The sequence below is a fragment of the Rhizobium sp. CF142 genome (assembly GCF_000281145.1).
Lineage (GTDB): Bacteria > Pseudomonadota > Alphaproteobacteria > Rhizobiales > Rhizobiaceae > Rhizobium.
Genome location: NZ_AJWE01000115.1, coordinates 35,340 through 59,053, shown reverse-complemented (window position 1 = coordinate 59,053; position 23,714 = coordinate 35,340). Strand labels below are relative to the sequence as shown.

The window sequence follows — 23,714 nt, the reverse complement described above, 5'->3', positions numbered from 1 at the left end:
CGGCGGGCCTTCTATGTTTCGGAGAAGATGACGCTTGGATATGTTCGGCTTGAGCGATGAGGAATGGACGGCGATCCTGCTGAGCCTGCGCATTTCCTCCGTCGCCATGGTGGCGAGCCTGCCGCTCGGCATCCTCGTCGCCTTGCTGCTTGCCCGCGGCCGCTTCTGGGGTAAATCCATCCTGAACGGCATCGTCCACCTGCCGCTGATCCTGCCACCTGTCGTTACCGGCTTCATTCTCCTCATCCTTTTCGGCCGCCGCGGCCCGATCGGCAGCCTGCTGGATCAATATCTGGGTATCGTGCTCTCCTTCCGCTGGACGGGCGCAGCGCTCGCCTGCGGCGTCATGGGCTTTCCGCTGATGGTGCGCAGCATCCGTCTCTCCATCGAGGCCGTCGACCGTAAGCTGGAGGAAGCGGCCGGAACGCTTGGCGCGAGCCCGGCATTGGTCTTCCTGACCGTCACGCTACCGCTGATCATTCCCGGCGTCATTACCGGCATGATTCTCTGCTTTGCCAAGGCGATGGGCGAGTTCGGTGCCACCATCACCTTCGTCTCCAATATCCCGGGCGAAACGCAGACCCTGTCGACCGCCATCTATACCTTTACCCAGGTCCCGGGTGGTGACGCCGTCGCCATGCGGCTCACCCTCATCTCCATCGCCATTTCCATGCTGGCCCTGCTCGCTTCGGAATTCCTCGCCTATCTCGCCGGCCGGAGGATCGATCCGGAATGACGCTCATCGTCGAAGCAAGACATCGCCTCGGCGCCTTCGGGCTCGATGCCGCCTTCACCTCCGAACGCGGCGTAACGGCGCTCTTCGGTCGTTCCGGCTCCGGCAAGACCTCCGTGATCCGCATCATTGCTGGCCTCACACGACCGACCGAAGGTCGGGTCCTGCTCGACGGCGAGGCGCTGACAGATACGGCAAAGGGCATCTTCATTCCCCGGCACCGCCGCCGTTTCGGCTACGTCTTCCAGGAAGCACGGCTTTTTCCGCATTTGAGCGTCCGGGCAAACCTCTCCTATGGCCGCTGGTTCACGCCGAGATCCGCACGCGTTGAAAATTTCGATCGCGTCGTCGACCTGCTCGGCATCGGCCAGTTGCTCGCCCGCAGCCCTTCAAAGCTGTCAGGGGGCGAAAAGCAGCGTGTCGCGATCGGTCGCGCACTGCTTTCTTCGCCACGCCTGCTTCTCATGGACGAGCCATTGGCCGCATTGGACGAAGCCCGCAAGGCCGAGATCCTGCCCTATCTCGAACGTCTGCGCGACGAGATGGATATTCCGATCGTCTATGTCAGCCATTCGATCTCCGAAGTCGCGCGCCTGGCAAATCAGGTCGTGGTCATGCGCGACGGCAAAGTGGAAGCCGCAGGCCCCACAGCAGAAATCCTCAGCCGTTCGTCGCTGCTCCCGGAAGACCGAAAGGAAGCCGGTGCAGTGCTGGAAGGCACAGTCGAAAACATCGATTTGGCCCATCGGATTTCGACAGTGCTGCTGAAGGCGGGCAAGCTCTATGTTCCGGGTGCTGCGCCCGCCATAGGCAAGCCTGTGCGCATCCACATCCCCGCCCGAGACGTGATGCTGGCAACACGAAAGCCGGAAGGGCTAAGCGCCCTCAACATTCTGGAAGGAACCGTCACGCAGGTTTCGCCGACGGAGGATGGAACTGTCGAGATCCGCCTCGATTGCACCGGCGACGCCGTGCTCTCGCGCATTACCGCGCTGTCCTGCGAGCGTCTGGGGCTACATCCGGGCACGCCGGCTTTCGCCGTTATCAAGACGGTGGCGCTGGAAGCCTGATCAGCGGCGGCCGCCCGGCTGCAGATTGCGGTTGTTTTCCAGCCAGGCAAGATCATCGGCAAGGCTGGTGCGTACCGTCTTTTCCATATCGCGAAAGCGCGCCAGCAGCTGCTCCCCGAATGGCGTCAATGCCGCGCCGCCGCCCTTCTGGCCGCCGCGCTGCGATTCCACCACCTGCACCTTGAACATACGGTTCATCTCGGCAACCAGCATCCAGGCCCGGCGATAGGACATATCCATGGCGCGGCCGGCCGCCGAGATCGAACCTGTCTCGCGGATATGCTCGAGCAGCTCCATCTTGCCGTGGCCGAGGCGATCGTCATCGGGAAAGGTGATTCGCAGGACGGGTGCGAGCGGATTTTTGGAGGTTTCGGTCATTTCGGTCGGTATTTGCGGAAATCAACGGCACTTTACGCCCGACCGCAGACGCTGTACACCGCAACTCCATCTCGACCGAGGGTCGAAATCTCGATTTCGTGACGCCAAATGCGGGTTTCGGCCGTTCGCGCGCTGCGCCGCGTCTTGAAACATTAATGGTTTGATGCCTATCTTAACCATGATCCGGTCCTGCCGGATCCGTGTTGTGCATGGTTTGTCATTCCAGGAAAGGGAAAGCACTGACAACAGTACACGCCAAGGGAAAAACGCTTGCCGTTATCCCGAAGGGTGCGGAACGTGGCGCCGATGCCGCTGCCCGTGCTCTGGAAGCCGTCCTCGTCAGCCTCGAGGACTCCAAAGCTGAAGATATCGTCACCATCAACATTGCCGGAAAATCGGCGCTGGGAGACTACATGGTTGTCGTCTCCGGCCGCTCGAACAGGCACGTCATGGCGATCGCCGATCATCTTCTCACTGATCTCAAGGATGAGGGCTTCGGTACTGCCCGCGTCGAAGGTCAGGAAGGCGGTGACTGGATCCTGATCGATACCGGTGACATCATCGTGCATGTGTTCCGTCCCGAAATCCGCGAGTTCTACAACATCGAAAAGATGTGGGCGGCTCCGGATATGGACGAGGAAACGCGGCACTGACAGGCAGCCCGGCATTCGCCCGGCGCCTGGGACGTGGTAACTGACCGGGCCGGCTTTCGATAGCTGGCCGGTAAGCCCACATTGCGCTTCCAAAGCGCGGCATAGCAGGAGCGGATGAATGCGGATTGGTCTTTTTGCGGTGGGACGGCTGAAGTCCGGCCCCGAAAAGGATCTTGCGGCCCGTTATTTCGATCGTTTTGCAAAGGCCGGTCCTGCGATCGGTCTGGAATTTTCCCGTATTGCCGAAGTGGCCGAAAGCCGCGCCTCCAATGCGGAGACCCGCAAGCGCGAGGAAGCGGCCATGCTGCTGAAATCGCTCCCCGAAGGCAGCATCCTCATTCTCCTCGACGAACGCGGCAAGGCGCTGGACAGCGAAGCTTTCGCCAATCTTCTCGGCGGCTATCGCGATCAGGGCAAACGCGACCTGACGATCGCAATCGGCGGTGCCGATGGCCTCGACCCTTCCCTCTACGACCGCGCCAACATGATCCTTTGCCTTGGCAAGATGACCTGGCCTCATCAGATCGTCCGCACGCTCATTGCCGAACAGCTCTATCGGGCCGTGACCATCCTGTCCGGCCACCCTTATCATCGCGTCTGATGCAGACCAAAACACTCACGCAGCCGTGTTTTGCCTCAGGGCCTCTTCTCATTCAAACTTTCTGGCCAACAGCCCCAAATCAGCTTAGGTTCCGGGCGATTTGAACGAGTAAACCCCGACACGCATGACGAGAGCTGCCCCCAAGCGATCCCGCCTGTTTCTGCCGGCCGTTGCCGCAGGGCTCGGTGCGGCCGTCATTGCCATTTCGGGAAACCCCTTTGCCGTGCAGGCGCAGGATGCGCCGCCACCGCCCGCAGCAGCCGAACCGGCCGCCACGGTCACGTCAGCCGAACAGCCGCCGCCTGATCCTGCCGCCGAGCTTGCGAAGAAGCGCGACGAAACGAGGGTCGAGCTCGACAAGCTGTCGAAGACGATCAGCCTCTCCTCGGACAAGGCGAGCGAGCTTCAGAGCAGCATCGACAATCTGGAAAAGAGCACGGCAAGCATTCGACAGGCGCTGATCGATTCCGCCGCCCGTCGCAAAACCCTGGAAGGCAAGATTCTCGACAGCGAGAAGAAGCTCGCCGAGCTCGGCGTCAAGGAAGACGGCATCCGCCGTTCGCTGCATGAACGCCGCGGCCTCCTGGCCGAGGTTCTGGCCGCCTTGCAGCGTATGGGCCGCAACCCGCCGCCCGCCCTTCTCGTCACGCCCGATGATGCGCTTGCCTCGGTCCGCAGTGCCATTCTGCTCGGTGCCGTGGTTCCCGGTATCCGCAAGGAGACTGAAAAACTGGCAGCCGATCTCGCCGATCTCGCGGCTTTGCAGACGGCAAGCGCCAAGGAGAAGGAAGGCCTGACCACCACCATGGCAAACAGCCTGGAGGAGGAGCGGCGCATGGATCTGCTGCTTGCCGAAAACGACAAGCTGAGCCGCTCCAATGCCGCCGAACTGGAAGCCGAAAAGCAGCGGTCGCAGGAACTGGCAAGCAAGGCAACGACGCTCGAAAGCCTCGTCGCTTCGATGGAAACGGAAATCGCCTCCGTGCGCGATGCCGCCGCTGCCGCCAAGCAGGCAGAGGAGAACCGCAAGCTCCTGACGGACGAGCAGCGCGCCCAGGCGAAGGCCCTGGCCGACAGCGGAGTGCCCGATAAAAACCGCATTGCGCCCGCATATCCCTTCGGAGAATTGAAGGCGAAACTGGAGCTGCCTGTGGCAGGCGATATTCTGCGCCAGTTCGGCGATGCCGACGGCACCGGACACGAGGCCATGGGAATGACGGTCGCGACCAATGCGGAAACGGTGGTGACCGCGCCTGCTGACGGGCTGGTGGTTTTCGCCGGCGCCTTCCGCAGCTATGGCCAGATGATTATCCTCGACGCTGGCGGCGGATATCACCTGGTTCTCTCAGGCATGGATACGATCAACACCCGTCAGGGAAAATTCGTCTTCTCCGGCGAGCCCCTGGCCGTGATGGGTGCGAAAAGAGTGGCAAGCGCAACCGCATTGGCGCTGGAAACAGATCGGCCAACGCTTTACATTGAGTTTCGAAAGGACGGTAAACCGGTCGATTCCCGACCGTGGTGGACCGCCAAAGACACTGGAAAGGCACGCAATGATTCGTAGGGCTTCTCTTGTTCTGGTCGGCGCACTGATGGGCGCGACCGCGATGAGCGTCATTTACTCCGCAGGCGTGCCTGCAGAGGCGGCGGGAGCATCGACCTATAAGGAGCTTTCGGTATTCGGCGACGTCTTCGAACGCGTACGTGCACAATACGTAACGCCGCCGGCCGAGGACAAGCTGATCGAAAGCGCCATCAACGGCATGCTGTCCTCGCTCGATCCGCATTCCAGCTACATGAATGCGAAGGACGCCGAAGACATGCGCACCCAGACCAAGGGTGAGTTTGGCGGCCTCGGTATCGAAGTCACCATGGAAGACGAACTCGTCAAGGTCATCACCCCGATCGACGATACTCCGGCTGCCAAGGCTGGTGTTCTGGCCGGCGACTATATTTCGGAAATCGATGGCCAGTCTGTTCGCGGCCTGAAACTCGAAGACGCCGTCGAAAAGATGCGTGGCGCCGTCAACACGCCGATCAAGCTGACGCTCATCCGCAAGGGCGCCGACAAGCCGATCGAACTGACGATCGTGCGTGACGTCGTTGCCGTTCAGGCGGTCAAGTCGCGCGTCGAGGATGATGTCGGCTATCTGCGTGTCATCTCGTTCACCGAGAAGACCTATCCGGATCTCGAAAAGGCGATCCAGAAGATCAAGGCCACCGTTCCCGCCGACAAGCTCAAGGGCTTCGTCCTTGACCTGCGTCTTAACCCCGGCGGTCTGCTCGATCAGGCGATCAATGTTTCCGACGCCTTCCTGCAGCGCGGCGAAGTGGTTTCGACCCGTGGCCGCAATCCGGATGAAACCCGCCGCTTCAATGCCGGTCCGGGTGACTTGACGGATGGCAAGCCGCTGATCGTCCTCATCAACGGTGGCTCGGCTTCCGCGTCGGAAATCGTTGCTGGCGCCCTGCAGGATCTGCGCCGTGCCACGGTTCTCGGCACGCGTTCCTTCGGCAAGGGTTCGGTCCAGACGATCATTCCGCTTGGCGAAAACGGCGCGCTGCGCCTGACGACGGCGCTCTACTACACGCCATCGGGCCGCTCGATCCAGGGCACCGGCATTACGCCTGACATCAAGGTGGAAGAGCCCCTCCCGGCCGATCTCCAGGGCAAGATGGTGACCGAGGGCGAATCTGCCCTGCGCGGCCACATCAAGGGCCAGAGCGAGACCGACGAAGGTTCGGGCTCGGTTGCCTACGTCCCGCCGGATCCGAAGGATGACGTCCAGCTCAACTACGCGCTCGACCTGCTGCGCGGCAAGAAGACTGACCCGTCCTTCCCGCCGGACCCTGAAAAGGCCGTCGTCGCCAAGTAATCCATCGATCTCAAGGCCGGGCAGCCCGCCCGGCCTTGAGACTTTCTGCTGTTTCCCGGTTTTGGAGTGGCAACGAATTGGGAACGGACCTGCATGCACCTCTAGGCCGCAACCGCAAGGCCGCGCGAAAGCGCCCCGGCATATTGCGGATCGGACAGATTGCCGCAAGCGTCTGCCTTGTCGCGATTGGCGGCTTTTCCCTTTACACGGCATTTCGCAATGATGGCCTCGAGCAGTCGAAGCCTCCGGCATCGCTGGACACAGCGGCCGCGCCGCCGACCGATGCGATCCAGGAGCCGCAGGCATCTGCCAATCAGGCAGCAAACGGCATGCCCCGCTCCGAGCCGCAATCCGGCGCTAATGTAGAACGGATGGTGACAGGCGACGGTTCTGTCGTCACTAAATACAGCCCTCGCCCGCGCGATGGCAGCGGCCCGGTTCTGGTCGATGCCATGCAGATGGGCCAGGATCCCCGCATGGCGGCCATCCCCAACGACAATCTGCTCGAAGAGACACCCTTCGGCCGGCTGCCTATCACGGGTCCCGATGGCCGACGGCCGATGGATCAATATGCGCGGCCGTGGTCCGGCACGCGCGGCACCCGCATCGCGATCGTCCTCAGCGGCCTCGGTCTCAGCCAGACCGGCACGCAGCGCGCCATCAAACAATTGCCGGAAGAAATCACTTTCGCCTTTGCCGCCAGTGGCAACAGTCTGCAGCGCTGGATGCAGGATGCGCGGCGCGGCGGCCACGAAATATTGCTGCAGGTGCCGCTGGAGCCGTTCGATTATCCAGCTAATGATCCAGGGCCGGACACGCTGCTGACATCGAAGCCCGTCGCACGCAACATCGAAAGCCTGCACCGGGCGATGGGCGAGATCACCAACTATACCGGCATCATGAATTATCTGGGCGGACGTTTCCTCTCCGATCCCAAGGCCATGGAACCGGTCATGCGGGATATCGGCAAGCGCGGGCTGTTGTTCCTCGACGATGGCACTTCGGCGCAATCCAAGACCGCTGTGGTCGCCAAGGGCACGGAGCTTCCTTACGCTTTCGCCGACCTGCAACTGGACAGCCAGGTCGATGTGAACACCATCCTGCAAAAACTCGACGAACTGGAGCGCATCGCCCGCCGCAACGGCCAGGCAATCGGTGTTGCCTCGGCCTTCGACGAGAGCATTGACGCGATCTCCAAATGGAGCGAGGAAGCGGCCATGCGCGGCATCGAGATTGTCGGCGTTGCTGCACTCGTCAACGACCCCAAGAATCCCTGACCGGAGAAAACCATGAGCCAAGCGACCGTAAAAGCTGAGGATCTCCCCTATCGCCCCTGCGTCGGTGTGATGATCCTCAACCGCGAGGGCCTCGTCTGGGCCGGGCGGCGCATTCCTGATGGTAATTCGGAGTATGACGGTTCACCCCAGCTCTGGCAGATGCCGCAGGGCGGCATCGACAAGGGCGAAGACCCGCTGGAGGCAGCCTATCGCGAACTTTACGAAGAAACCGGCATCCGGACCGTGACCCTGCTTGCCGAGGCCAAGGACTGGATCAATTACGACCTGCCGCCACAGCTGATCGGCATCGGGCTGAGGGGCAAGTACCGCGGCCAGACGCAGCGCTGGTTCGCCTTCCGCTTCGAGGGCGACGAAAGTGAGATCGCCATCAACCCGCCGCCCGGCGGCCATGAGCCGGAATTCGACGCTTGGGAATGGAAGCCGATGGAAGACCTGCCCGGCCTGATCGTTCCCTTCAAGCGCGCCGTCTATGAACGGGTCGTGGCGGAATTCAGCCACCTTTCCGGCTTGATCCCGGAAGATTGAGCATCGAACGAAGCTCAGCAATGCGTTCCAAAAGGAAACCGGCCGCCTTTCAGGCGGCCGGCTGAGATAAGATTGCCGATTGCGAATTATTCGGCTTCGTTGGCCGAATCTGCGTTGAGCTGACCATATTTGGCTTCGCCGATCTTCTCGAGCAGTTCGAGCTGCGTTTCGAGGAAGTCGATATGGCCTTCCTCGTCTGCCAACAGCTCTTCGAAAAGCTTCATGGAAACATAGTCGCCGGCGTCATGACAGATATCGCGCGATTTCTTGTAGGCAGTGCGGGCGTCATATTCGCCGGCAAGATCGGCCTCCAGAACTTCCTTGACGTTCTGACCGATGCGCAGCGGCGCAAGCGTCTGTAGATTGGGATGGCCTTCGAGGAAGATGATGCGGGCGACCAGACGGTCGGCATGGTGCATTTCCTCGATCGATTCGGCACGTTCCTTCTTGGCGAGCTTGGTGTAACCCCAGTCCTCAAGAAGGCGATAGTGGACCCAATACTGGTTGACTGCACCGAGCTCTAGAAAAAGGGCCTCGTTAAGCCGCTCGATGACTTTTTTGTCGCCTTTCAATGTCCGCTCTCCTGTTTTCCTCGTGGAATTGTTTCAAGCGGGACATGAAATCAAATATTTCCGTCTCCGTCGAGTGGCGACGGGCATGATAATCTTCGGTTGTCTGGATGATGATATCGACAACGTTCGGGAAACAGCCGCAGCAACGGCCGCGCTTGGCCATGGCGTGATAGACCTTCGCCGGCACGATAAGCTGCCAACAATCTTCATCGAGAAGATTGTTGATGACGTCCCGGATTTCCTTGTCGGTTATGTAATTGCAACTGCAGACGAGCACGTCTTCATTCCAAACATGACACTTACTATCGTGTTTTCTGCAAAAGAAGATGGGAACTGTCAAGAAAATTCGCGACCCTCATCCGATCACGATTCAGCGACAGGATATCACACGCCAGCGAGCGCATCCTTAAGTCCTTAAGAAGCATCAATTTCCTGGCTGCAAAGGCCCATCAGTGGAAATTACGCCCGCGCGGCATCACGCTCGCAGTCTCTGCGATATCACCATCTTTCGCTTGTTCTGATGGGCTTCGCTCGCCGATCTTTCTGAGCAGCTTGTCCCGCGCCAGAATATCCGCCGCCTTCCGCTGTCGATGATCCTGTGTCGGGCGCAATACCTCGTCCGAGCGCTCGCTGACGCCAAAGCGTTTCGTCTCTCGCTGAAGGATACCGAGTAGCGGCGTCATATCCTCGATATGTTCGACGACGGTATGGATGACACCGCTCTGGCTTTGTAATTTGCCGTAGATTTTCACAAGTCGAGCACCCATGACCACTGCGCGGTATTTTTCGAAGACCTTCTTCCAGACGATGGCATTGGCAACACCGGTCTCATCCTCCAACGTCATGAAGATCACACCTTTCGCCGAACCCGGCTGCTGGCGCACCAGCACCAGCCCCGCGATCGTCACTCGTCTCCCATTCGCGACACGAAGCAGATCGACATTGCGCGTCACACCTGCCTTGCCTAACTCCTCGCGCAGGAAGGAAACGGGGTGCCCTTTCAAGGATAGCGACAGGTAACGGTAATCCTCGATGACCTGTTCTCCCGGCAGCATATCCGGCAGCTTCGCAGCCGGCTCAGGCTGAAGATCGATATGGCGGACCTTCTCGAAGAGCGGCAGCTCCTCGGCCGCGCTCTTCACATCCAGTGCCCGTACCGCCCAGAGCGCCTCACGTCGTGACAACCCAAGGGATTGAAAGGCATCCGCATCCGCCAACCGCTCGATGACGGATTTCTGCAAACCAGAGCGCAGCCAGAGATCACGCACAGAATGGTAACCCTCACCGCGGTTTATGACGAGCTGCTCCATATCTTTAGAGGAAACGCCCTTGATCTGCAGAAGGCCAAGCCGCACAGCATGGCAAGTCTTGATGATATCCCGCATCTCGCCGTGGCGAAAATCGACACTTGCCCGGTCAAAAACCGCTTCCTCAAGAGTGCACTCCCAATCCGAGCGGTTGATATCGGCCGGCAGGATTTTCACGCCGTGCTCGCGCGCATCCCGCACCAGCTGCGCCGGGGCGTAAAAGCCCATCGGCTGCGAATTCAGCATCGCCGCACAGAAGACGTCAGGATAATAGGCTTTCAGCCATGAGGAGGCATAGACGAGCAGCGCGAAGGACGCGGCATGGCTTTCCGGAAACCCGTATTCGCCGAAACCTTTGATCTGGTTGAAGCATTGCTGCGCAAACTCGCGATCGTACTCCTTCTCGACCATCCCATCGATGAACCGCTTTTCGAAATTACCGATCGTGCCGGTCCTTTTAAAGGTCGCCATCGCCCGTCGGAGCCGGTCTGCCTCGGCAGGCGCAAAGCCCGCCGCAGTGATGGCGATCTGCATAGCCTGTTCCTGAAACAGCGGAACCCCAAGCGTTCTCTCGAGCACCGTTTCCAGTTCCTTGCTCGGATATTTGATCGGAATGTTGTTTTTGTCGTCTTCGCGACGCTTCAGATAGGGATGAACCATGTTACCCTGGATCGGTCCGGGTCGGACAATGGCTACTTCGATGACAAGATCATAGAATCTAACAGGCTTAAGACGTGGCAGCATACTCATCTGCGCTCGGCTTTCGATCTGGAAGACACCAAGCGTATCCGCTCGCCACATCATCTTATAAACCGCCTCACCTTCCTTTCCATGCTCCTTGTGGCCGAGATCAGCGAGCGTCTTCTTTACCTCGTAATGTAGCTCAAGCAGCGTGAAAGCCCGTCGCAGGCAGGTGAGCATACCGAGCGCCAGCACGTCCACCTTGAGAATTTCAACATTGTCGAGATCATCCTTGTCCCACTCGATCATGTAGCGATCCAGCATTGCCGTTTTCATGATCGGCACCACTTCATCAAGCCGGTCTCGCGTGATGACGAAACCGCCGACATGCTGTGTGAGGTGACGGGGAAAACCGAGAAGTTCGGAGGCATATTTGAGCACGTTCTGTGTCACCGGATCTTTGATATCAAGACCGGCCGCCTCCGCGTCCCGTTCAGAGAGATTATCCTCTGACCAACCCCAAATGAGACTGCTTATCGCAGATTGAACATCCTCCGACAGACCGAAGGCCTTGGCGACTTCACGGCCAGCCGAACGGGTGCGATAGCTGGTGACAGCAGCCGTCAGACCGGCATGCTCACGGCCATATCTTGCATAAATGGACTGAATAACCTCTTCCCGCCGTTCATGCTCGAAATCGACATCGATATCCGGCGGCTCGTGACGATCCATCGAGATGAAGCGGTCGAAAAGGAGGGTGCATTTTTCAGGATTAACCTCGGTAATCTCAAGGCAGTAACAGACAACCGAATTGGCGGCCGAACCACGCCCCTGACAGAGAACATTGAGCACATAACGGGCATGATGAATGATCTTGTGAACCGTCAGGAAATAGGAAGCGTAATTCTTGTCCCCGATGAGCTTCAGCTCGTAGTCGATCTGCTTGGCCACTTTCTCCGGAACGCCATCAGGATAACGTATTAGCGCACCCGCTCTCGTCAGCCTTTCGAGAGTTTCCTGCGGCGTTTCGCCCGGATCGTTTTCCGGGGGATAATTGTGTTTCAACTCGTTCAGCGAAAAGCTCAGCTTGCCGAAAAACAGCTGCGTATTCTCGATCGCATCTCTGTAATCCCGGAAGACCCTGGATATTTCACGTGAATCCTTGAGATACCGCTCTCCATTGGGCGCCAGAAGGAATCCGGCTTCCGATATCTCCACATGCTCACGGATTGCGATCACGATATCCGAAAGCGGCCGGCGCTCAGGGTCATGATAGAGTGGCTGATTGGTCGCAATCAGCGGCACCCGGTTGCGGGCGGCAAGCATGGCAAGCACTGCAAAGGCCTGCCGATCACGACCGTCATAGGCTGGCGACAGCGCCATGAAAAATGCCTTGCGGAAGCGTTTGCGAAACCGCTCCAGAAAGTCTTCGAGGACTGGCTGGCCGGCTGGATCATTCACGACAGTCCGATCAGGGACGAGGGCAAGCATCATCTCATCGCCCCATTCCATAAGCTCTGCTTCCGTCAGGATGCAGGTTCCCTTAACCGATTCTTCCTTCAGATTGCCGGCGCTGAGCAGGCGGCAGAGGTTTGCCCAACCTCGCCGGTTGCGCGGATAGGCAAGGATATCAGGCGTTCCGTCGCAAAAGACGAGGCGGGCGCCCGGCTGAACTCGGATAGGATCGAGGATTACCTCTTTTTTTCCCTCCTTCTTCGCCTGGGCCAGAATTTCATCTCTGTTCTTGTATCTCTCCTCAAGCTGCTCTGCCTGCGCATGGGCTCGCACCACGCCGGCAACCGAATTCCGGTCCGCAATGCCGAGGCCGCCGAGCTTCAGGCACGCGGCCTGTACGACCATCTCTTCAGGCTTCGAAGCGCCTTCGAGGAACGAGAAATTCGTCTTCGCGCCAATCTCGAAAAATGCGGGTTCGGGCCTCATGCGAAGACCCCATGCATGAACCAGCGTGGATCAGGGTTCTCACCATAGAGACCCCGGCGATAGATCCAGAAGCGATGTCCGGCCTCATCCTCGATGCGGAAATAGTCTCGCGCTTCGGCATCATCGCCATCGATCCACCATTCCATGGCAATCCGTTCAGGGCCTTCGCTCCTCGCCACCTGATGCTGCAGGCGCCGCCAGCGGAAAGTCTGCGGAGCACCATCGGGCACTTCGGCAAATGCGACCTCGACCGGCTCCGGCGTTGCAAAAAGCCGCAGCGGCCGCTCCTCACGAAAAGGCAACGCATTGCCCTGCTCTGCCTTGCGCCGTGCCGGAAGGCTCTCCATTGCCGGTATAGTGATCACGGCGCGCTCCGGCACATGGCTCTCGCGAAGCTGGAAGCTTTGCAGGCAGTCCGGACCAAGTCGGGCGGCGACACGGTCGACAAAACTCGAAAGCGAGATCTCCCCCTGCCGGTCGCCCTCGAAATCACCCTGCGCCTCGTTGAATGGGTCATGCCGCAGCACATTCAGGCGCAGGATCTCGAAGCCATAGCCGGCATCGATATCGTCATAGATGACCTGCAGCCGCTCGGAAAACAGCCCGGCAATGAGCTTCGGTTCGCGAAGCGGCCGTGAGGCACCGACGGAGATACGGAACACCCTGCCATCGACACGGAACAGCACCAGTTCAAACACCCGCCCACCGGCACCGCGCGCTTCCAGAGATGGTTTCAGCGACACGGCGACCTGTCCGGTAACGGCAAGGATCTGCTCTTCCGTGCCGATCGGCTCGACCAGACGGCGTTCGGACGAGAGACTGGCGACGGGGCGCCGAGGCGAGACCGGCTCTTCCTCGCGACCCCGTGCTTGATCAAGGCGCAGAAGCAATGTCGGCCCGAAGCGGCGGGTCAGCGGCGCCCGCGGCGCATGGATGACATCGCCGACATATTTGAGACCGAGCTTCCTAAGAGCATCGACAGTCTGGCCTTCCAGCCGCAAGGCCGCGACGGGCAGCGGCATCAGCATACGCTCCGTCTCCTCGTCGTCCACGACGCCGCCCTGCCCGAAGCGGGAAACGGCCCAGGACAGACCTGGCGACGAGGAGATCGCACCGCGCGCATCGAGCCCCATATGGAAGAGCCGCGCCAGGATATCTTTGAGAACCGCCCTCTCACCGCCGAAGAGATGAGCGCAACCGGTAATGTCGAGAAACAGACCGTCCTTGCCGTCGAGCGCCACCATCGGCGTATAGCGGTCGCACCAGTCGGCAATCGCCTCCAGCAGACGACGATCGGCTGCAGGATCCTCTTCCACGACATCGAGCGCCGGATACATGGCGCGCGCTTCGGCAACGCCCTGCTCTTTCCGCAAGCCCAGCTTTTCGGCGAATTCGTCCAGCGCCGTCAGCCGCATGGCATTGTTGAGCTTGCCGGAACAGACGATCGGCGGCTTCTCAGGACGCCCTTTCGAACGCCAGGACAGCCCCCATCGCTTGCGGGCGATGCGGTCCGTTGGCAAATGCGGAAAACTGAGCGCCAGAATGCGCTGACTGTTCGCCTGGAGGACGAGCGAAGCTTGGTTCGTCGACAGGGAGAAATTCGCGTTCATGAGGGTTCCACTCCAGAAGAAAGGAGAGCGGGGCCGGATTGCGGCTCTTCTCCAGCGTGAGACGGAAAATCGGATTGCCGATGCTGCCGGAAAGTTTTGATCCGTCCGGCAGCGGCCGCAGATCCGACGGAGCCGGTTCGACATGCAGGCGGAAGGCAGCACTGCTCGCCTCCTCCTCCCCGGCCTGGCGGACGAGAAAGAGCGGACGGCGGACGGCGCGTGCCCTGAGACTGAGCCGGCGGCTTTCGGTCAGGCCGAAATGCAGGGGATTGCCGCGCACTTCGAAGACGACGGCCGAGAAGGCAGCACTTTCGATGGCCGCTTCCGCCAGCCAGAGTGCATCCTCCAGCTTGCGCGGCGCGGCATGGAAAAACCTTTCCGGCTTCAGCCCGAAATCCTTCAGCCCCGGAGCATAGGGACGACCCGCCTCCAGTGTGCCGACGGCATCACCGATCCAGAGCAGCGGCAGCAGCCGGCCGGTATCCTCCTCCTGCTTCTGCAGTCGCGCCGCAATGGCCATCGCCAGACCGCTTGCCGCCCCTGCATCACCGGAACTCGCCGCGCGGAATTCGGTAATCGCATCGAGCTGAAGGCCGCCTTCCAAGGCGTCATCAAACGGTTCCACACCGAAAGGCAAGCGTGACAGAATACGCTCCTGCCGCCTCTCGCGTCCTTCCGCCAGGGCTTCCCGTTCCGCCGCGGCAAGCGCCGGCGCGGGTTTTCCCTCCAGTCGGGCAATGGTTTCGCGGAGCGCAAAAAGCCGCTCGCGCGCCAGGGCGGTCTGCGCCATGGCGTTCTCTCCATTCGTCTTGTTCCTGTTATGTTCTTATAGATTCCAGAGCTCTAATGAAGAGTCAATGATCATTTCATAAGAATTTATTCCTGCCTTTGATTCCGCACTCGAAAATCGGCGATAAAGGTTCTATATGGGCCGGCAAAGGAAGGAATATTCATGGCCCACGTAGACCGGAGCGATGATTGGCGGGACCGCCATGCGCCGACGATCAGCACCTTCGAGTCGCTGGCAATGGAGGCCTACAGCCATCTGCCGGACGAATTTCGCAAGCTGACGACCAATCTGACCATCGAAATCGAAGACTTCCCCGACGACGAAGTTTTTGAAGATATGGCGCTGGAAACACCCTTTGACCTGCTCGGCCTTTTCGAGGGCCGTGGCATTTCGGAGCGCTTTACCGTGGAAACCGGCGAGATGCCGAACCGCATCCGCCTCTATCGCCGTCCGATCCTCGATTACTGGGCCGAAAACGACGAAACGCTGGGTGACATCATCACCCATGTGCTGATCCATGAGATCGGCCACCACTTCGGCCTCAGCGACGATGACATGGAGCGCATCGAGGCGAGCGCCGAAGAGGCGGCAGAGCGTTAAGCTTATTGCTCAGACAGCTTCATGTCCGGGTGATAATCCTTGCCCTCGACCTCCTTGACGACGGCTTGGCCGCACTGCATCTGGCCGGTCGCAGCATTGAAGCCATAGGTCGGGGAGCCGGACAGCGACCAGCCCTTGTTCAGCGCCGCTGTTACCTTGTGGCAGAAGGAGGCGTCGTCGGGGCCGGTCAGGAAGCGGTAGAGTTTCATCAGGCGGGCTTTCTTGCAGAAATCAGGTGCGCTTTATGGACCAGAGCTTCGGCCTGGACAAGATGCAGTCGCTCGATCATCCGCCCGTTCGCATTGATGACGTTGAGCCCCTCGGTCGCCGGATCAGCGAAAGCGGCAATGATGGCTTCCGCCTCCGCAATCTCCTCCGCGTCAGGCCCGAAATGCGTGTTAGCGGCTGCGATCTGCGCCGGATGGATCAGCATCTTGCCAGCAAAACCCATGGCGCGGCCCTGACCGCATTCGGCATTGAAGCCATCGCCATCCCGAAAATCGTTGAACACGCTGTCGAGCGCATCAAGCCCGTAAGCCTTCACTGCCAGAATAACCTGCATCAGCCAGGGCACGAGATAGGTCCGCCCCGGCTGCGGCAAGACGCCCGTTTCCTTGCGCAGGTCGTTGAGGCCGACGACGAGGCAATCGAGCCGCGATCCCGGCGTGCGGCCGGATTCGGCGATCGCTGCGGCATTCAGCACGCCACGCGGCGTCTCGATCATCGCCCAGATGCGCAACTCCTCCAGCGCATAGGCCTCGGCAAGCAGATCGCTGACAGCCATTACATCCTGTGGCTCATCCACCTTTGGAAGCAGAACGGCATCGGGCGAAAGCGCCTTGACCAGTTCCAAATCCGCCAGCCCGAATCCGGATGACAAAGAATTGATACGGATGATCCTTTCCTTGCCCTCAAGCGGCGGCCCGGCAAAAAAGGCCTTCAGATTGTCGCGCGCTTCCACCTTCTTCTCGGGCGCGACGGAATCCTCCAGATCGAGAATAACCGCATCGCAATCAAGGGAATGGGTCTTTTCAAGCGCACGCGCATTGATAGCGGGTACGCTCAGCACCGAGCGGCGCAGACGCAGGGAACGAAGAGGTGGTGTTCGGCTCATGGACCATTAGTGCCAAGCTTCGCAAAGCCCGGCAAGACAACAAAAAGCCACGCTTGGCTTGCAGAGAGGAAAAAGAAGGACCACATTCCTTTCCGTAGAAAGGTTTCAAACCAATGCAGAACATTCGCTCCATCTTCTTCATGCTTGCCGGCGCCACCGTTTTCGTGGCCATGCTGCTTCTCACCTTCTCGGTCACGCTCGCCGTTGGCGGCATCCTGACCGTGCTCATGGTCGGCCGCGCCCTTTCGATGAAGATGAAGCCCGCTCCCGTTCGCGCCCGCGCCGATGGTAAGCGCGAGATGCGCATCTGGAACGACGGCCGCGGCACGATCATCGATCTCTGATCATTTTCTCTGAAAATTTCGACCGACATTGTCGGCTCGCGTTCCCATGCTACGTCCTTGAAGCAGCCAGGCATTCAGCCGGCACTTCAAAAACGAATGGAGGACGAGCATGGACGCGATGGAGAGCAACCAGACCAAGATGCCGCCGGTCAAGAATGGCCTGCTTCCCTATCTGACGGTCGATGGCGCGGCAAAGGCTGCGGAATTCTACAAGAAGGCTTTCGGCGCCGAACAGGCCTATATCGTGCCGCCCGATGAAAGTGGCCGCACGATGCATGTACATCTCTATATCAATGGCAGCTCGCTCATGCTGTCGGATGCCTATCCGGAATATGGCCATCCCTTCAAAGGCCATGAGGGCTTCGCCATCCAGCTGGTGATCGACGATATCGATTTCTGGTGGGACCGCGCAGTGGCTGCAGGCGCCGAAGTCGTCATGCCGGTCGAACTGATGTTCTGGGGTGACCGTTACGGCCAGCTTCGTGATCCGTTCGGCGTGCTCTGGGGCTTGAACGCACCGTCCAAATAAAAGGACACACGCAATCGGCAGGCTGCGCGAAACACCGCGTGGCCTCCGTCAACGAAAGATTCTTCTTCATTTCGGTGGGAAACTGGAATAGATGCAAAATCAGAAAGTACGTTTTGCTGAAATGGAGCATGGGTCATGGATAAATTCGTGAAGCTCACGGGCGTTGCAGCCCCTCTGCCGGTCGTCAACATCGACACCGACATGATCATTCCGAAGGACTATCTGAAGACCATCAAGCGCACAGGCCTTGGCAAGGGCCTTTTTGCCGAAGCCCGCTACAACGAAGACGGCTCCGAAAACCCTGATTTCGTGCTGAACAAGCCGGCTTACCGCGAGGCAAAGATCCTGGTTGCCGGTGACAATTTCGGCTGCGGCTCCTCGCGTGAACACGCCCCATGGGCGCTGCTCGATTTCGGCATCCGCTGCGTGATCTCCACCAGCTTCGCCGACATCTTCTATAATAACTGCTTCAAGAACGGCATCCTGCCGATCAAGGTCAGCCACGAAGACCTCGACAAGCTGATGGACGACGCCGAGCGCGGCTCCAATGCTGTTCTGACGGTCGACCTTGAAAACCTCGAAATCACCGGTCCGGATGGCGGCTCGATCAAGTTCGATCTCGACGAATTCAAGCGTCACTGCCTGCTGAACGGTCTCGACGATATCGGCCTGACCATGGAAAAGGGCAAGGCGATCGACGAGTTCGAAAAGAAGAACGCCGCTTCGCACCCCTGGGCTGCCTGAGCCTCACCAAATTGCTTTGAGATCGAGCCGGGCTTTCGCCCGGCTTTTTCTTTGCCTGGATATCAGAGAAACTTCTCTTTCCAGACATCAAGCTTTTCGAGCGTCACACCGATGCCGCCGCAGACTTCGATGAGCGGATTGTCGAAGCGCGACAGCAGACCGGCATGCACATCGGCAACGGCAAGTGCGGCACCACAGGCCGGTTCGACCAGGATACGCTGCGCATCGGCAAATTTCAGGCAGGCGGCCACGGCATCGGCATCGCTGACGAGAACGCTTTCGATCGGGTGATGCTTCGGCAGGTCGAAGACATGGGACGCCACCTGCCGCGCACCGAGCGACGTGGCAATCGAGGTGATGGCCGGCAGCGAAATGCGCTCATTGGCCTTGAGGCTGGCATTGAAAGAGGCCGCCCCTTCCGTCTCGACGGCGATAACAGGCACATCGGAAAGCCCGTTTCGCTTCAAACCCTCGACGATGCCCGCCAGCAACCCGCCACCGCCGACGCTGGTAACGACGCAATCGAACTTGGCACCCTTTGCCACCACCTCATCGATCAGCGTCGCATGGCCATCCCACAGGAGCGGATGGTCGAAAGGATGCACATAGGTCGCCTTGCGGCTTTCGGCGAGTTCGATCGCATGCGCATTGGCCTCATCGAAGACAGAACCATGAACCAGCACATTGGCGCCCGTTGCGGCAATCGTCCGGCGAACGTCAGGTGCCGTCGTCTCGGGCACGACGATGGTGACAGGCACCCCGAGCGCCCGCCCGGCATGGGCTGCCGCAATGCCGGCATTGCCGCCGGAGGCACAGAAAATCTCGCGCGCACCGTTTTGAACCTCATGCTGGCAAAGCCGGCCGACACCGCGCAGCTTGAAACTGCCTGAAGGCTGCAGCGCATCGAGCTTCAACCAAAGCGGCTTGCCGCTGGCGCTGAAATCGGGCGCTGTCCGGATCAGAGGAGTGTCGAGATGAAGGGGCGCAAAAGACATGGGAGAATATCCAAGGAAAGAAACAGGCCTGTCGTTCTAGCCCGTTTGGAGGTACGGGAGCAACCTTGTCAGACATCACATGACGCGGAGGCAAGCGTACCGATTCACCCCTTCTCTCGCTTGAAATGCCCATTTCCGGGGTCTAAGAAGCCGCAGCTTGTTTTTCCGCGGAGGGTTTCATGACAGTGCGCAATCTTTTCCTGCTGCCGGGTGACGGCATCGGCCCCGAGGCCATGGGCGAAGTCCGCAAGATCATCGCTTACATGAACGAGACGATGAATGCCGGTTTCGCCACCGACGAGGGCCTCGTTGGCGGCTGCGCCTATGATGCGCATGGCGCAGCGATCTCCGAAGACGACATGAAGAAGGCGCTTGCAGCCGACGCCGTGCTCTTCGGCGCCGTCGGCGGCCCGAAGTGGGATAGCGTTCCCTATGAAGTACGCCCGGAAGCCGGCCTGCTGCGCCTGCGCAAGGATCTGGAACTTTTCGCCAACCTGCGTCCGGCGATCTGCTATCCCGCACTCGCCTCCGCTTCCTCGCTGAAGCCGGAACTGGTCGAGGGTCTCGACATCCTTATCATCCGCGAGTTGACGGGCGGTGTTTACTTCGGCGAGCCGAAAGAAATCATCGATCTCGGCAATGGCCAGAAGCGCGGCATCGATACGCAGGTTTACGACACCTACGAGATCGAGCGCATTGCCGGTGTCGCCTTTGAAATGGCCCGCACCCGCAACAACCGCGTCTGCTCCATGGAAAAGCGCAACGTCATGAAATCGGGCGTGCTCTGGAACCAGGTCGTGACCGAGACGCACAAGGCAAAATATTCAGACGTGCAGCTCGAGCATATGCTGGCCGATGCCGGCGGCATGCAGCTCGTGCGCCAGCCAAAGCAGTTCGACGTCATCGTCACTGACAATCTCTTCGGCGACATGCTCTCGGACGTTGCCGCCATGCTGACCGGCTCGCTCGGCATGCTGCCATCGGCCTCGCTCGGCGCCCCGGACGGTAAGACCGGCAAGCGCAAGGCACTCTATGAGCCGGTGCATGGCTCGGCGCCCGATATCGCCGGCAAGGGCATCGCCAATCCGATTGCCATGATTGCCTCCTTCGCCATGTGCCTTCGCTACTCCTTCAATCTGGTCAAGGAAGCGGACAACCTCGAAAAGGCGATCGCCAACGTGCTCGACAAGGGCATCCGCACTGGCGACATCATGGCACCAGGCAGCCGCCAGGTCGGCACCGTCGAGATGGGCGACGCGATCCTCGACGAGTTCAAGGCCCTTTCTGCCTGATATTTCACGTGAAACGCTTTTCGGCCCTTCGCACCTCATGCGGAGGGCTTTTTTTTATTGAAGCCAGCATTCCCGCTCCTATGAACGATGTCACGGCAGGTCTGGCATTCGGCGCATGGGTCGCATTTGCCACCGCTATCACGCTCGCTCGCCTCGGCCTGATCTTCTCCTTCAGGGTACGGATTGGGCCATTACCAAAATTGATAGGAATTATCCGAGGAAGCCCGCCCTCTGTCGTAATCCTGTGCATTTTTACCGCCTATCTCATACCCAAGGATTATACGGATAGTCGGAATGCGGGAACTTCTAGTCTCCTTGGACAGGCGCTGGCGCAGAAATAGATGCGTCATGCCACCATTGCGGTGGCGCGCATGCCTTTTCATTACGCTGAACGCCGTCATCCTTTCCATGCTGATCTTCGATGCGCCGATCGGGGCCGGCCATCTGCCGGAGCCCATTCAGCGCTTCGGCGAGATGTTGACCGATTTCGGCGATTCCGCCTGGCTGATCCTCACGAGCGTCCTGCTCTTCTTCCACGGCAGAGCCGGCTACAAGCTTTTGAACAGCGCAAAGGCAAGGGCCCAGGCACTCTACGTGAGCTGGATCGGCGCCTACCTGTTTACGACCGTCGTCTTTTCCGGCCTGCTCGCAAACATTCTGAAACGCACGATCGGCCGCGCGCGCCCCGAACATTTCCAGGACCTCGGGGTGCTTTCCTTCACACCCTTCTCCGGCCATGCAGCACTGGAGAGTTTCCCGTCAGGCCATTCGACCACGGTGGGTGCCTTCTTCGCTGCCTTCGCCCTGCTCTTCCCGCGCTACCGGGTTCCCTTTATCGCCGGTGCCATCTGGCTCGGCATGACGCGTGTCATGGTCGGCGCCCACTATCCGAGCGATGTCATTGCCGGTCTTGCCTTCGGCGCCTGGTTCTCGCTCCTGACGGCAATCGTCTATGCGCGCTACGGCCTGCTTTTCAAACTTGCGCCGGATGGCTGGCCGATGTCCAAGCGATACTTCCCAAACGCATAAAAAATGGCGCGTGAGAAAAATGACGCATGAAAAACCCGGCGCCTTTCGAGCGCCGGGCGTTGTTTTCAGGATATCCGCCGTGGCTTAATCCAGCGCGTGAATATCCCGGTTCTTGGTTTCCGGCAGGAACAGCAGACCGATGACCAGCGTGATCGATGCGAAGACGATCGGATACCAGAGGCCGTAATAGATGTTGCCGGCGGCAGCACTCATCGCAAAGGCCGTAGCCGGCAGCAAGCCGCCGAACCAGCCGTTGCCGATATGATAGGGCAGCGACATGCCGGTATAGCGGATGCGGGTCGGAAAGAGTTCGACCAACAGCGCCGCGATCGGGCCGTAGACCATCGTCACGTAGAGCACGAGCACGAACAGGACGGCGATCGTGCCGATCCAGTTGACGCGAGCAGGATCGGCTACCATCGCGAACGAACCGCCGCCAGGGATCGTGTAGACGGCCATGTCGGTGACGCTTTTCGCTTCATCCGCCGTCAGCAGCTTGCCGGCAACGAGTTTGTCGGCCGGCAGCGTTTCCTTCTGGCCGGCGCGTATCGCATCGGCATTGAGGGTGAGTTCCGGATTGGCGGCGATGAAGGCATCGAGCTTGGCATCGGCAACCTTGGCAGCACCGCGCTTCAGCGGATAGCCGGCATCATGAAGGGCAAGATTGACGCCCTTTTCGAAGGCTGCATTGGTCTTGGCGGCATCGGCACCGGCTGCGACGGCGTCGTAACCGGTAATCGTCTCGTCACCGACCTTCACGGTCGCCGGCTGGCCGGCTGGACCCGCCACCACGTCATAAGGCACCGAGTTCTTGGTCAGGAACGCCGTTGCGATATCGCAGGAACTGGTGAACTTGGAGGTACCGGTCGGATTGAACTGGAATTTGCAATCCGCCGGGTCAACCGTCACCGTTGCCCGGATCGTCGCCTGCGCCTCATAGAGGGCTGGATTTGCCGTATAGGTCATCGCCTTGAACAGCGGGAAATAGGTGACCGCTGCGATGAGCAGCCCCGCCATGATGATCGGCTTGCGACCGATCCTGTCCGACAGTCCGCCGAAGATGACGAAGAATGGCGTGGCGAGGAAGAGGGCAATCGCGACCATGATATTGGCCGACTGCAGATCGACCTTCAGCACGTTCTGCAGGAAGAACAGGGCGTAGAATTGACCACCGTACCAGATGACCGCCTGACCCATGGTAGCGCCGAAAAGCGCGATCAACGCGATCTTGGCATTCTTCCACTGGCCGAATGCTTCCGTCAGCGGTGCCTTCGATCCCTTGCCTTCCGCCTTCATGCGCTGGAAGGCAGGCGACTCGTTCATCTTCAACCGGATCCAGACGGAGATACCGAGCAGGACGACCGAGACGAGGAACGGAATACGCCAGCCCCAGGCGGCAAAGGCGGTCGAGCCCATGATCGACTGGACTGTGACGATGACGATCAGCGACAGGAAGAGACCGAGCGTTGCCGTCGTCTGGATCCAGGACGTAAAATAGCCGCGGCGACCGTTCGGCGCGTGTTCGGCAACGTAAGTGGCCGCACCGCCATATTCGCCGCCGAGCGCCAGGCCCTGCAGCAGGCGCAGGCCGATCAGGATGATCGGAGCGGCAATGCCGATGGAGGCAGCACCCGGCAGGATGCCGACCAGGAAGGTCGAAAAGCCCATGATGAGAATGGTCACCAGGAAGGTGTATTTGCGGCCGACGAGATCGCCGAGGCGGCCGAAGACCAATGCGCCGAACGGACGCACCAGGAAGCCTGCAGCGAAGGCGAGCAGCGTGAAGATGTTACGCGTCGCTTCCGGATACTGGGTGAAATAGGTCGCGCCGATATAGGTGGCGAGCGAACCGTAAAGATAGAAATCATACCATTCGAAAACCGTGCCGAGCGACGAGGCGAAGATGACTTTCTTCTCCTCGCCCGTCATCGGACCGGCTTTTGCACCGTCGACGCTTGCGACATTTGCCATTGTCTGTCCTCCACAGAGTGATGAGCAACGGTCGCGGCCTACTCTCCTCAAAGCATATCCC

24 protein-coding genes are annotated in these 23,714 nt (G+C 59.7%); 14 read left to right on the top strand and 10 right to left on the bottom strand.

Annotated features, from left to right (window positions below):
* The first annotated feature begins 34 nt into the window (after window positions 1–34).
* Entirely contained in the window at window positions 35–736 is a 702-nt protein-coding gene (modB, locus tag PMI11_RS29815) for a molybdate ABC transporter permease subunit (RefSeq protein WP_007824824.1), read from the top strand.
* Window positions 733–1,803, top strand: a complete 1,071-nt coding sequence (gene modC / locus PMI11_RS29810) for a molybdenum ABC transporter ATP-binding protein (RefSeq protein ID WP_007824820.1) — start codon at window positions 733–735, stop codon at window positions 1,801–1,803. The genes modB and modC overlap by 4 nt, the downstream gene beginning before the upstream one ends.
* On the opposite strand, the gene PMI11_RS29805 is transcribed toward modC, so the two are convergent.
* On the bottom strand, window positions 1,804–2,181 hold the full coding sequence (locus PMI11_RS29805) for a winged helix-turn-helix domain-containing protein (RefSeq protein ID WP_007824818.1): 378 nt from the start codon (window positions 2,179–2,181) through the stop codon (window positions 1,804–1,806).
* Window positions 2,182–2,390: 209 nt separating this feature from the next.
* Between PMI11_RS29805 and rsfS the strand changes: the two genes are divergently transcribed.
* The 6 genes from rsfS (at window position 2,391) to PMI11_RS29775 (ending at window position 8,134) form a co-directional block, all read left to right on the top strand.
* Complete coding sequence (gene rsfS, locus PMI11_RS29800) at window positions 2,391–2,834, top strand: ribosome silencing factor (RefSeq protein ID WP_007824813.1); 444 nt, start codon at window positions 2,391–2,393, stop codon at window positions 2,832–2,834.
* 118 nt (window positions 2,835–2,952) lie between these two features.
* Window positions 2,953–3,435: a 23S rRNA (pseudouridine(1915)-N(3))-methyltransferase RlmH gene (rlmH, locus tag PMI11_RS29795; RefSeq protein ID WP_007824811.1), complete on the top strand. Its 483-nt coding sequence runs from the start codon at window positions 2,953–2,955 to the stop codon at window positions 3,433–3,435.
* Between the two features lie 154 nt (window positions 3,436–3,589).
* Entirely contained in the window at window positions 3,590–4,999 is a 1,410-nt protein-coding gene (locus tag PMI11_RS29790) for a murein hydrolase activator EnvC family protein (RefSeq protein ID WP_037072481.1), read from the top strand.
* Window positions 4,989–6,311 (top strand): S41 family peptidase, encoded by a 1,323-nt coding sequence (locus tag PMI11_RS29785; RefSeq protein WP_007824802.1) that lies wholly within the window; start codon window positions 4,989–4,991, stop codon window positions 6,309–6,311. Before PMI11_RS29790 ends, PMI11_RS29785 begins: the two co-directional genes overlap by 11 nt.
* 77 nt (window positions 6,312–6,388) lie before the next feature.
* Window positions 6,389–7,588 carry a divergent polysaccharide deacetylase family protein gene (locus PMI11_RS29780; protein ID WP_007824801.1) on the top strand — a complete coding sequence of 400 codons (1,200 nt, stop codon included), beginning with the start codon at window positions 6,389–6,391 and terminating at the stop codon, window positions 7,586–7,588.
* 12 nt (window positions 7,589–7,600) lie between these two features.
* Window positions 7,601–8,134, top strand: a complete 534-nt coding sequence (locus PMI11_RS29775) for an RNA pyrophosphohydrolase (protein ID WP_007824800.1) — start codon at window positions 7,601–7,603, stop codon at window positions 8,132–8,134.
* Between the two features lie 86 nt (window positions 8,135–8,220).
* Here the strand turns inward: PMI11_RS29775 and bfr are convergent, their stop codons facing one another.
* The 5 genes from bfr to PMI11_RS38245 all read right to left on the bottom strand — a co-directional run bounded on the left by bfr (window position 8,221) and on the right by PMI11_RS38245 (window position 15,035).
* A complete protein-coding gene (gene bfr / locus PMI11_RS29770; RefSeq protein ID WP_007824799.1) occupies window positions 8,221–8,706 on the bottom strand; it encodes a bacterioferritin in 486 nt (161 codons plus the stop codon).
* Window positions 8,672–9,052 (bottom strand): (2Fe-2S)-binding protein, encoded by a 381-nt coding sequence (locus PMI11_RS38250; protein ID WP_085990573.1) that lies wholly within the window; start codon window positions 9,050–9,052, stop codon window positions 8,672–8,674. Before PMI11_RS38250 ends, bfr begins: the two co-directional genes overlap by 35 nt.
* Window positions 9,053–9,155: 103 nt before the next feature.
* A complete protein-coding gene (locus PMI11_RS29760; protein WP_007824797.1) occupies window positions 9,156–12,635 on the bottom strand; it encodes an error-prone DNA polymerase in 3,480 nt (1,159 codons plus the stop codon).
* On the bottom strand, window positions 12,632–14,155 hold the full coding sequence (locus PMI11_RS29755; RefSeq protein WP_280110110.1) for a Y-family DNA polymerase: 1,524 nt from the start codon (window positions 14,153–14,155) through the stop codon (window positions 12,632–12,634). Before PMI11_RS29755 ends, PMI11_RS29760 begins: the two co-directional genes overlap by 4 nt.
* Window positions 14,091–15,035: an ImuA family protein gene (locus tag PMI11_RS38245; protein WP_007824792.1), complete on the bottom strand. Its 945-nt coding sequence runs from the start codon at window positions 15,033–15,035 to the stop codon at window positions 14,091–14,093. The genes PMI11_RS29755 and PMI11_RS38245 overlap by 65 nt, the downstream gene beginning before the upstream one ends.
* Before the next feature lie 162 nt (window positions 15,036–15,197).
* Between PMI11_RS38245 and PMI11_RS29745 the strand changes: the two genes are divergently transcribed.
* Window positions 15,198–15,635 (top strand): metallopeptidase family protein, encoded by a 438-nt coding sequence (locus PMI11_RS29745; RefSeq protein ID WP_007824789.1) that lies wholly within the window; start codon window positions 15,198–15,200, stop codon window positions 15,633–15,635.
* Between the two features lie 2 nt (window positions 15,636–15,637).
* On the opposite strand, the gene PMI11_RS29740 is transcribed toward PMI11_RS29745, so the two are convergent.
* Window positions 15,638–15,844: a DUF1737 domain-containing protein gene (locus PMI11_RS29740; RefSeq protein WP_007824788.1), complete on the bottom strand. Its 207-nt coding sequence runs from the start codon at window positions 15,842–15,844 to the stop codon at window positions 15,638–15,640.
* Complete coding sequence (locus PMI11_RS29735) at window positions 15,844–16,749, bottom strand: HpcH/HpaI aldolase/citrate lyase family protein (RefSeq protein WP_007824786.1); 906 nt, start codon at window positions 16,747–16,749, stop codon at window positions 15,844–15,846. Before PMI11_RS29735 ends, PMI11_RS29740 begins: the two co-directional genes overlap by 1 nt.
* A 113-nt stretch (window positions 16,750–16,862) precedes the next feature.
* Here PMI11_RS29735 and PMI11_RS29730 point away from each other — a divergent pair, with 113 nt between their 5' ends.
* The 3 genes from PMI11_RS29730 (at window position 16,863) to leuD (ending at window position 18,366) form a co-directional block, all read left to right on the top strand.
* Window positions 16,863–17,093, top strand: a complete 231-nt coding sequence (locus tag PMI11_RS29730; protein ID WP_007824784.1) for a hypothetical protein — start codon at window positions 16,863–16,865, stop codon at window positions 17,091–17,093.
* Window positions 17,094–17,202: 109 nt separating this feature from the next.
* Window positions 17,203–17,622 (top strand): VOC family protein, encoded by a 420-nt coding sequence (locus PMI11_RS29725; RefSeq protein WP_007824782.1) that lies wholly within the window; start codon window positions 17,203–17,205, stop codon window positions 17,620–17,622.
* A 135-nt stretch (window positions 17,623–17,757) separates the two neighbouring features.
* The gene (gene leuD / locus PMI11_RS29720; RefSeq protein ID WP_007824778.1) at window positions 17,758–18,366 is read left to right on the top strand and encodes a 3-isopropylmalate dehydratase small subunit; all 609 of its coding nucleotides are present in this window, start codon (window positions 17,758–17,760) and stop codon (window positions 18,364–18,366) included.
* Window positions 18,367–18,428: 62 nt separating this feature from the next.
* On the opposite strand, the gene PMI11_RS29715 is transcribed toward leuD, so the two are convergent.
* Window positions 18,429–19,361 (bottom strand): pyridoxal-phosphate dependent enzyme, encoded by a 933-nt coding sequence (locus tag PMI11_RS29715; RefSeq protein ID WP_007824775.1) that lies wholly within the window; start codon window positions 19,359–19,361, stop codon window positions 18,429–18,431.
* A 179-nt stretch (window positions 19,362–19,540) separates the two neighbouring features.
* On the opposite strand from PMI11_RS29715, the gene leuB reads away from it, so the two are divergent.
* Both leuB and lpxE read left to right on the top strand, forming a co-directional pair.
* Window positions 19,541–20,653 (top strand): 3-isopropylmalate dehydrogenase, encoded by a 1,113-nt coding sequence (leuB, locus tag PMI11_RS29710; protein ID WP_007824773.1) that lies wholly within the window; start codon window positions 19,541–19,543, stop codon window positions 20,651–20,653.
* Between the two features lie 294 nt (window positions 20,654–20,947).
* Window positions 20,948–21,682 (top strand): lipid A 1-phosphatase LpxE, encoded by a 735-nt coding sequence (lpxE, locus tag PMI11_RS29700; RefSeq protein ID WP_007824770.1) that lies wholly within the window; start codon window positions 20,948–20,950, stop codon window positions 21,680–21,682.
* 84 nt (window positions 21,683–21,766) lie between these two features.
* On the opposite strand, the gene PMI11_RS29695 is transcribed toward lpxE, so the two are convergent.
* Window positions 21,767–23,653 carry an MFS transporter gene (locus tag PMI11_RS29695; protein WP_007824769.1) on the bottom strand — a complete coding sequence of 629 codons (1,887 nt, stop codon included), beginning with the start codon at window positions 23,651–23,653 and terminating at the stop codon, window positions 21,767–21,769.
* Window positions 23,654–23,714: the final 61 nt, after the last annotated feature.

Coding starts and splice junctions, on each gene's coding strand:
- PMI11_RS29735 (WP_007824786.1), bottom strand. CDS start 16,749: ATGAGCCGAACACCACCTCTTCGTTCCCTGCGTCTGCGCCGCTCGGTG.
- rsfS (WP_007824813.1), top strand. CDS start 2,391: ATGGTTTGTCATTCCAGGAAAGGGAAAGCACTGACAACAGTACACGCC.
- PMI11_RS29745 (WP_007824789.1), top strand. CDS start 15,198: ATGGCCCACGTAGACCGGAGCGATGATTGGCGGGACCGCCATGCGCCG.
- PMI11_RS29725 (WP_007824782.1), top strand. CDS start 17,203: ATGGACGCGATGGAGAGCAACCAGACCAAGATGCCGCCGGTCAAGAAT.
- PMI11_RS29805 (WP_007824818.1), bottom strand. CDS start 2,181: ATGACCGAAACCTCCAAAAATCCGCTCGCACCCGTCCTGCGAATCACC.
- PMI11_RS29785 (WP_007824802.1), top strand. CDS start 4,989: ATGATTCGTAGGGCTTCTCTTGTTCTGGTCGGCGCACTGATGGGCGCG.
- leuB (WP_007824773.1), top strand. CDS start 19,541: ATGACAGTGCGCAATCTTTTCCTGCTGCCGGGTGACGGCATCGGCCCC.
- PMI11_RS29715 (WP_007824775.1), bottom strand. CDS start 19,361: ATGTCTTTTGCGCCCCTTCATCTCGACACTCCTCTGATCCGGACAGCG.
- PMI11_RS38245 (WP_007824792.1), bottom strand. CDS start 15,035: ATGGCGCAGACCGCCCTGGCGCGCGAGCGGCTTTTTGCGCTCCGCGAA.
- leuD (WP_007824778.1), top strand. CDS start 17,758: ATGGATAAATTCGTGAAGCTCACGGGCGTTGCAGCCCCTCTGCCGGTC.
- PMI11_RS29730 (WP_007824784.1), top strand. CDS start 16,863: ATGCAGAACATTCGCTCCATCTTCTTCATGCTTGCCGGCGCCACCGTT.
- PMI11_RS29760 (WP_007824797.1), bottom strand. CDS start 12,635: ATGAGGCCCGAACCCGCATTTTTCGAGATTGGCGCGAAGACGAATTTC.
- rlmH (WP_007824811.1), top strand. CDS start 2,953: ATGCGGATTGGTCTTTTTGCGGTGGGACGGCTGAAGTCCGGCCCCGAA.
- modC (WP_007824820.1), top strand. CDS start 733: ATGACGCTCATCGTCGAAGCAAGACATCGCCTCGGCGCCTTCGGGCTC.
- lpxE (WP_007824770.1), top strand. CDS start 20,948: ATGCGGGAACTTCTAGTCTCCTTGGACAGGCGCTGGCGCAGAAATAGA.
- PMI11_RS29740 (WP_007824788.1), bottom strand. CDS start 15,844: ATGAAACTCTACCGCTTCCTGACCGGCCCCGACGACGCCTCCTTCTGC.
- PMI11_RS29775 (WP_007824800.1), top strand. CDS start 7,601: ATGAGCCAAGCGACCGTAAAAGCTGAGGATCTCCCCTATCGCCCCTGC.
- PMI11_RS29695 (WP_007824769.1), bottom strand. CDS start 23,653: ATGGCAAATGTCGCAAGCGTCGACGGTGCAAAAGCCGGTCCGATGACG.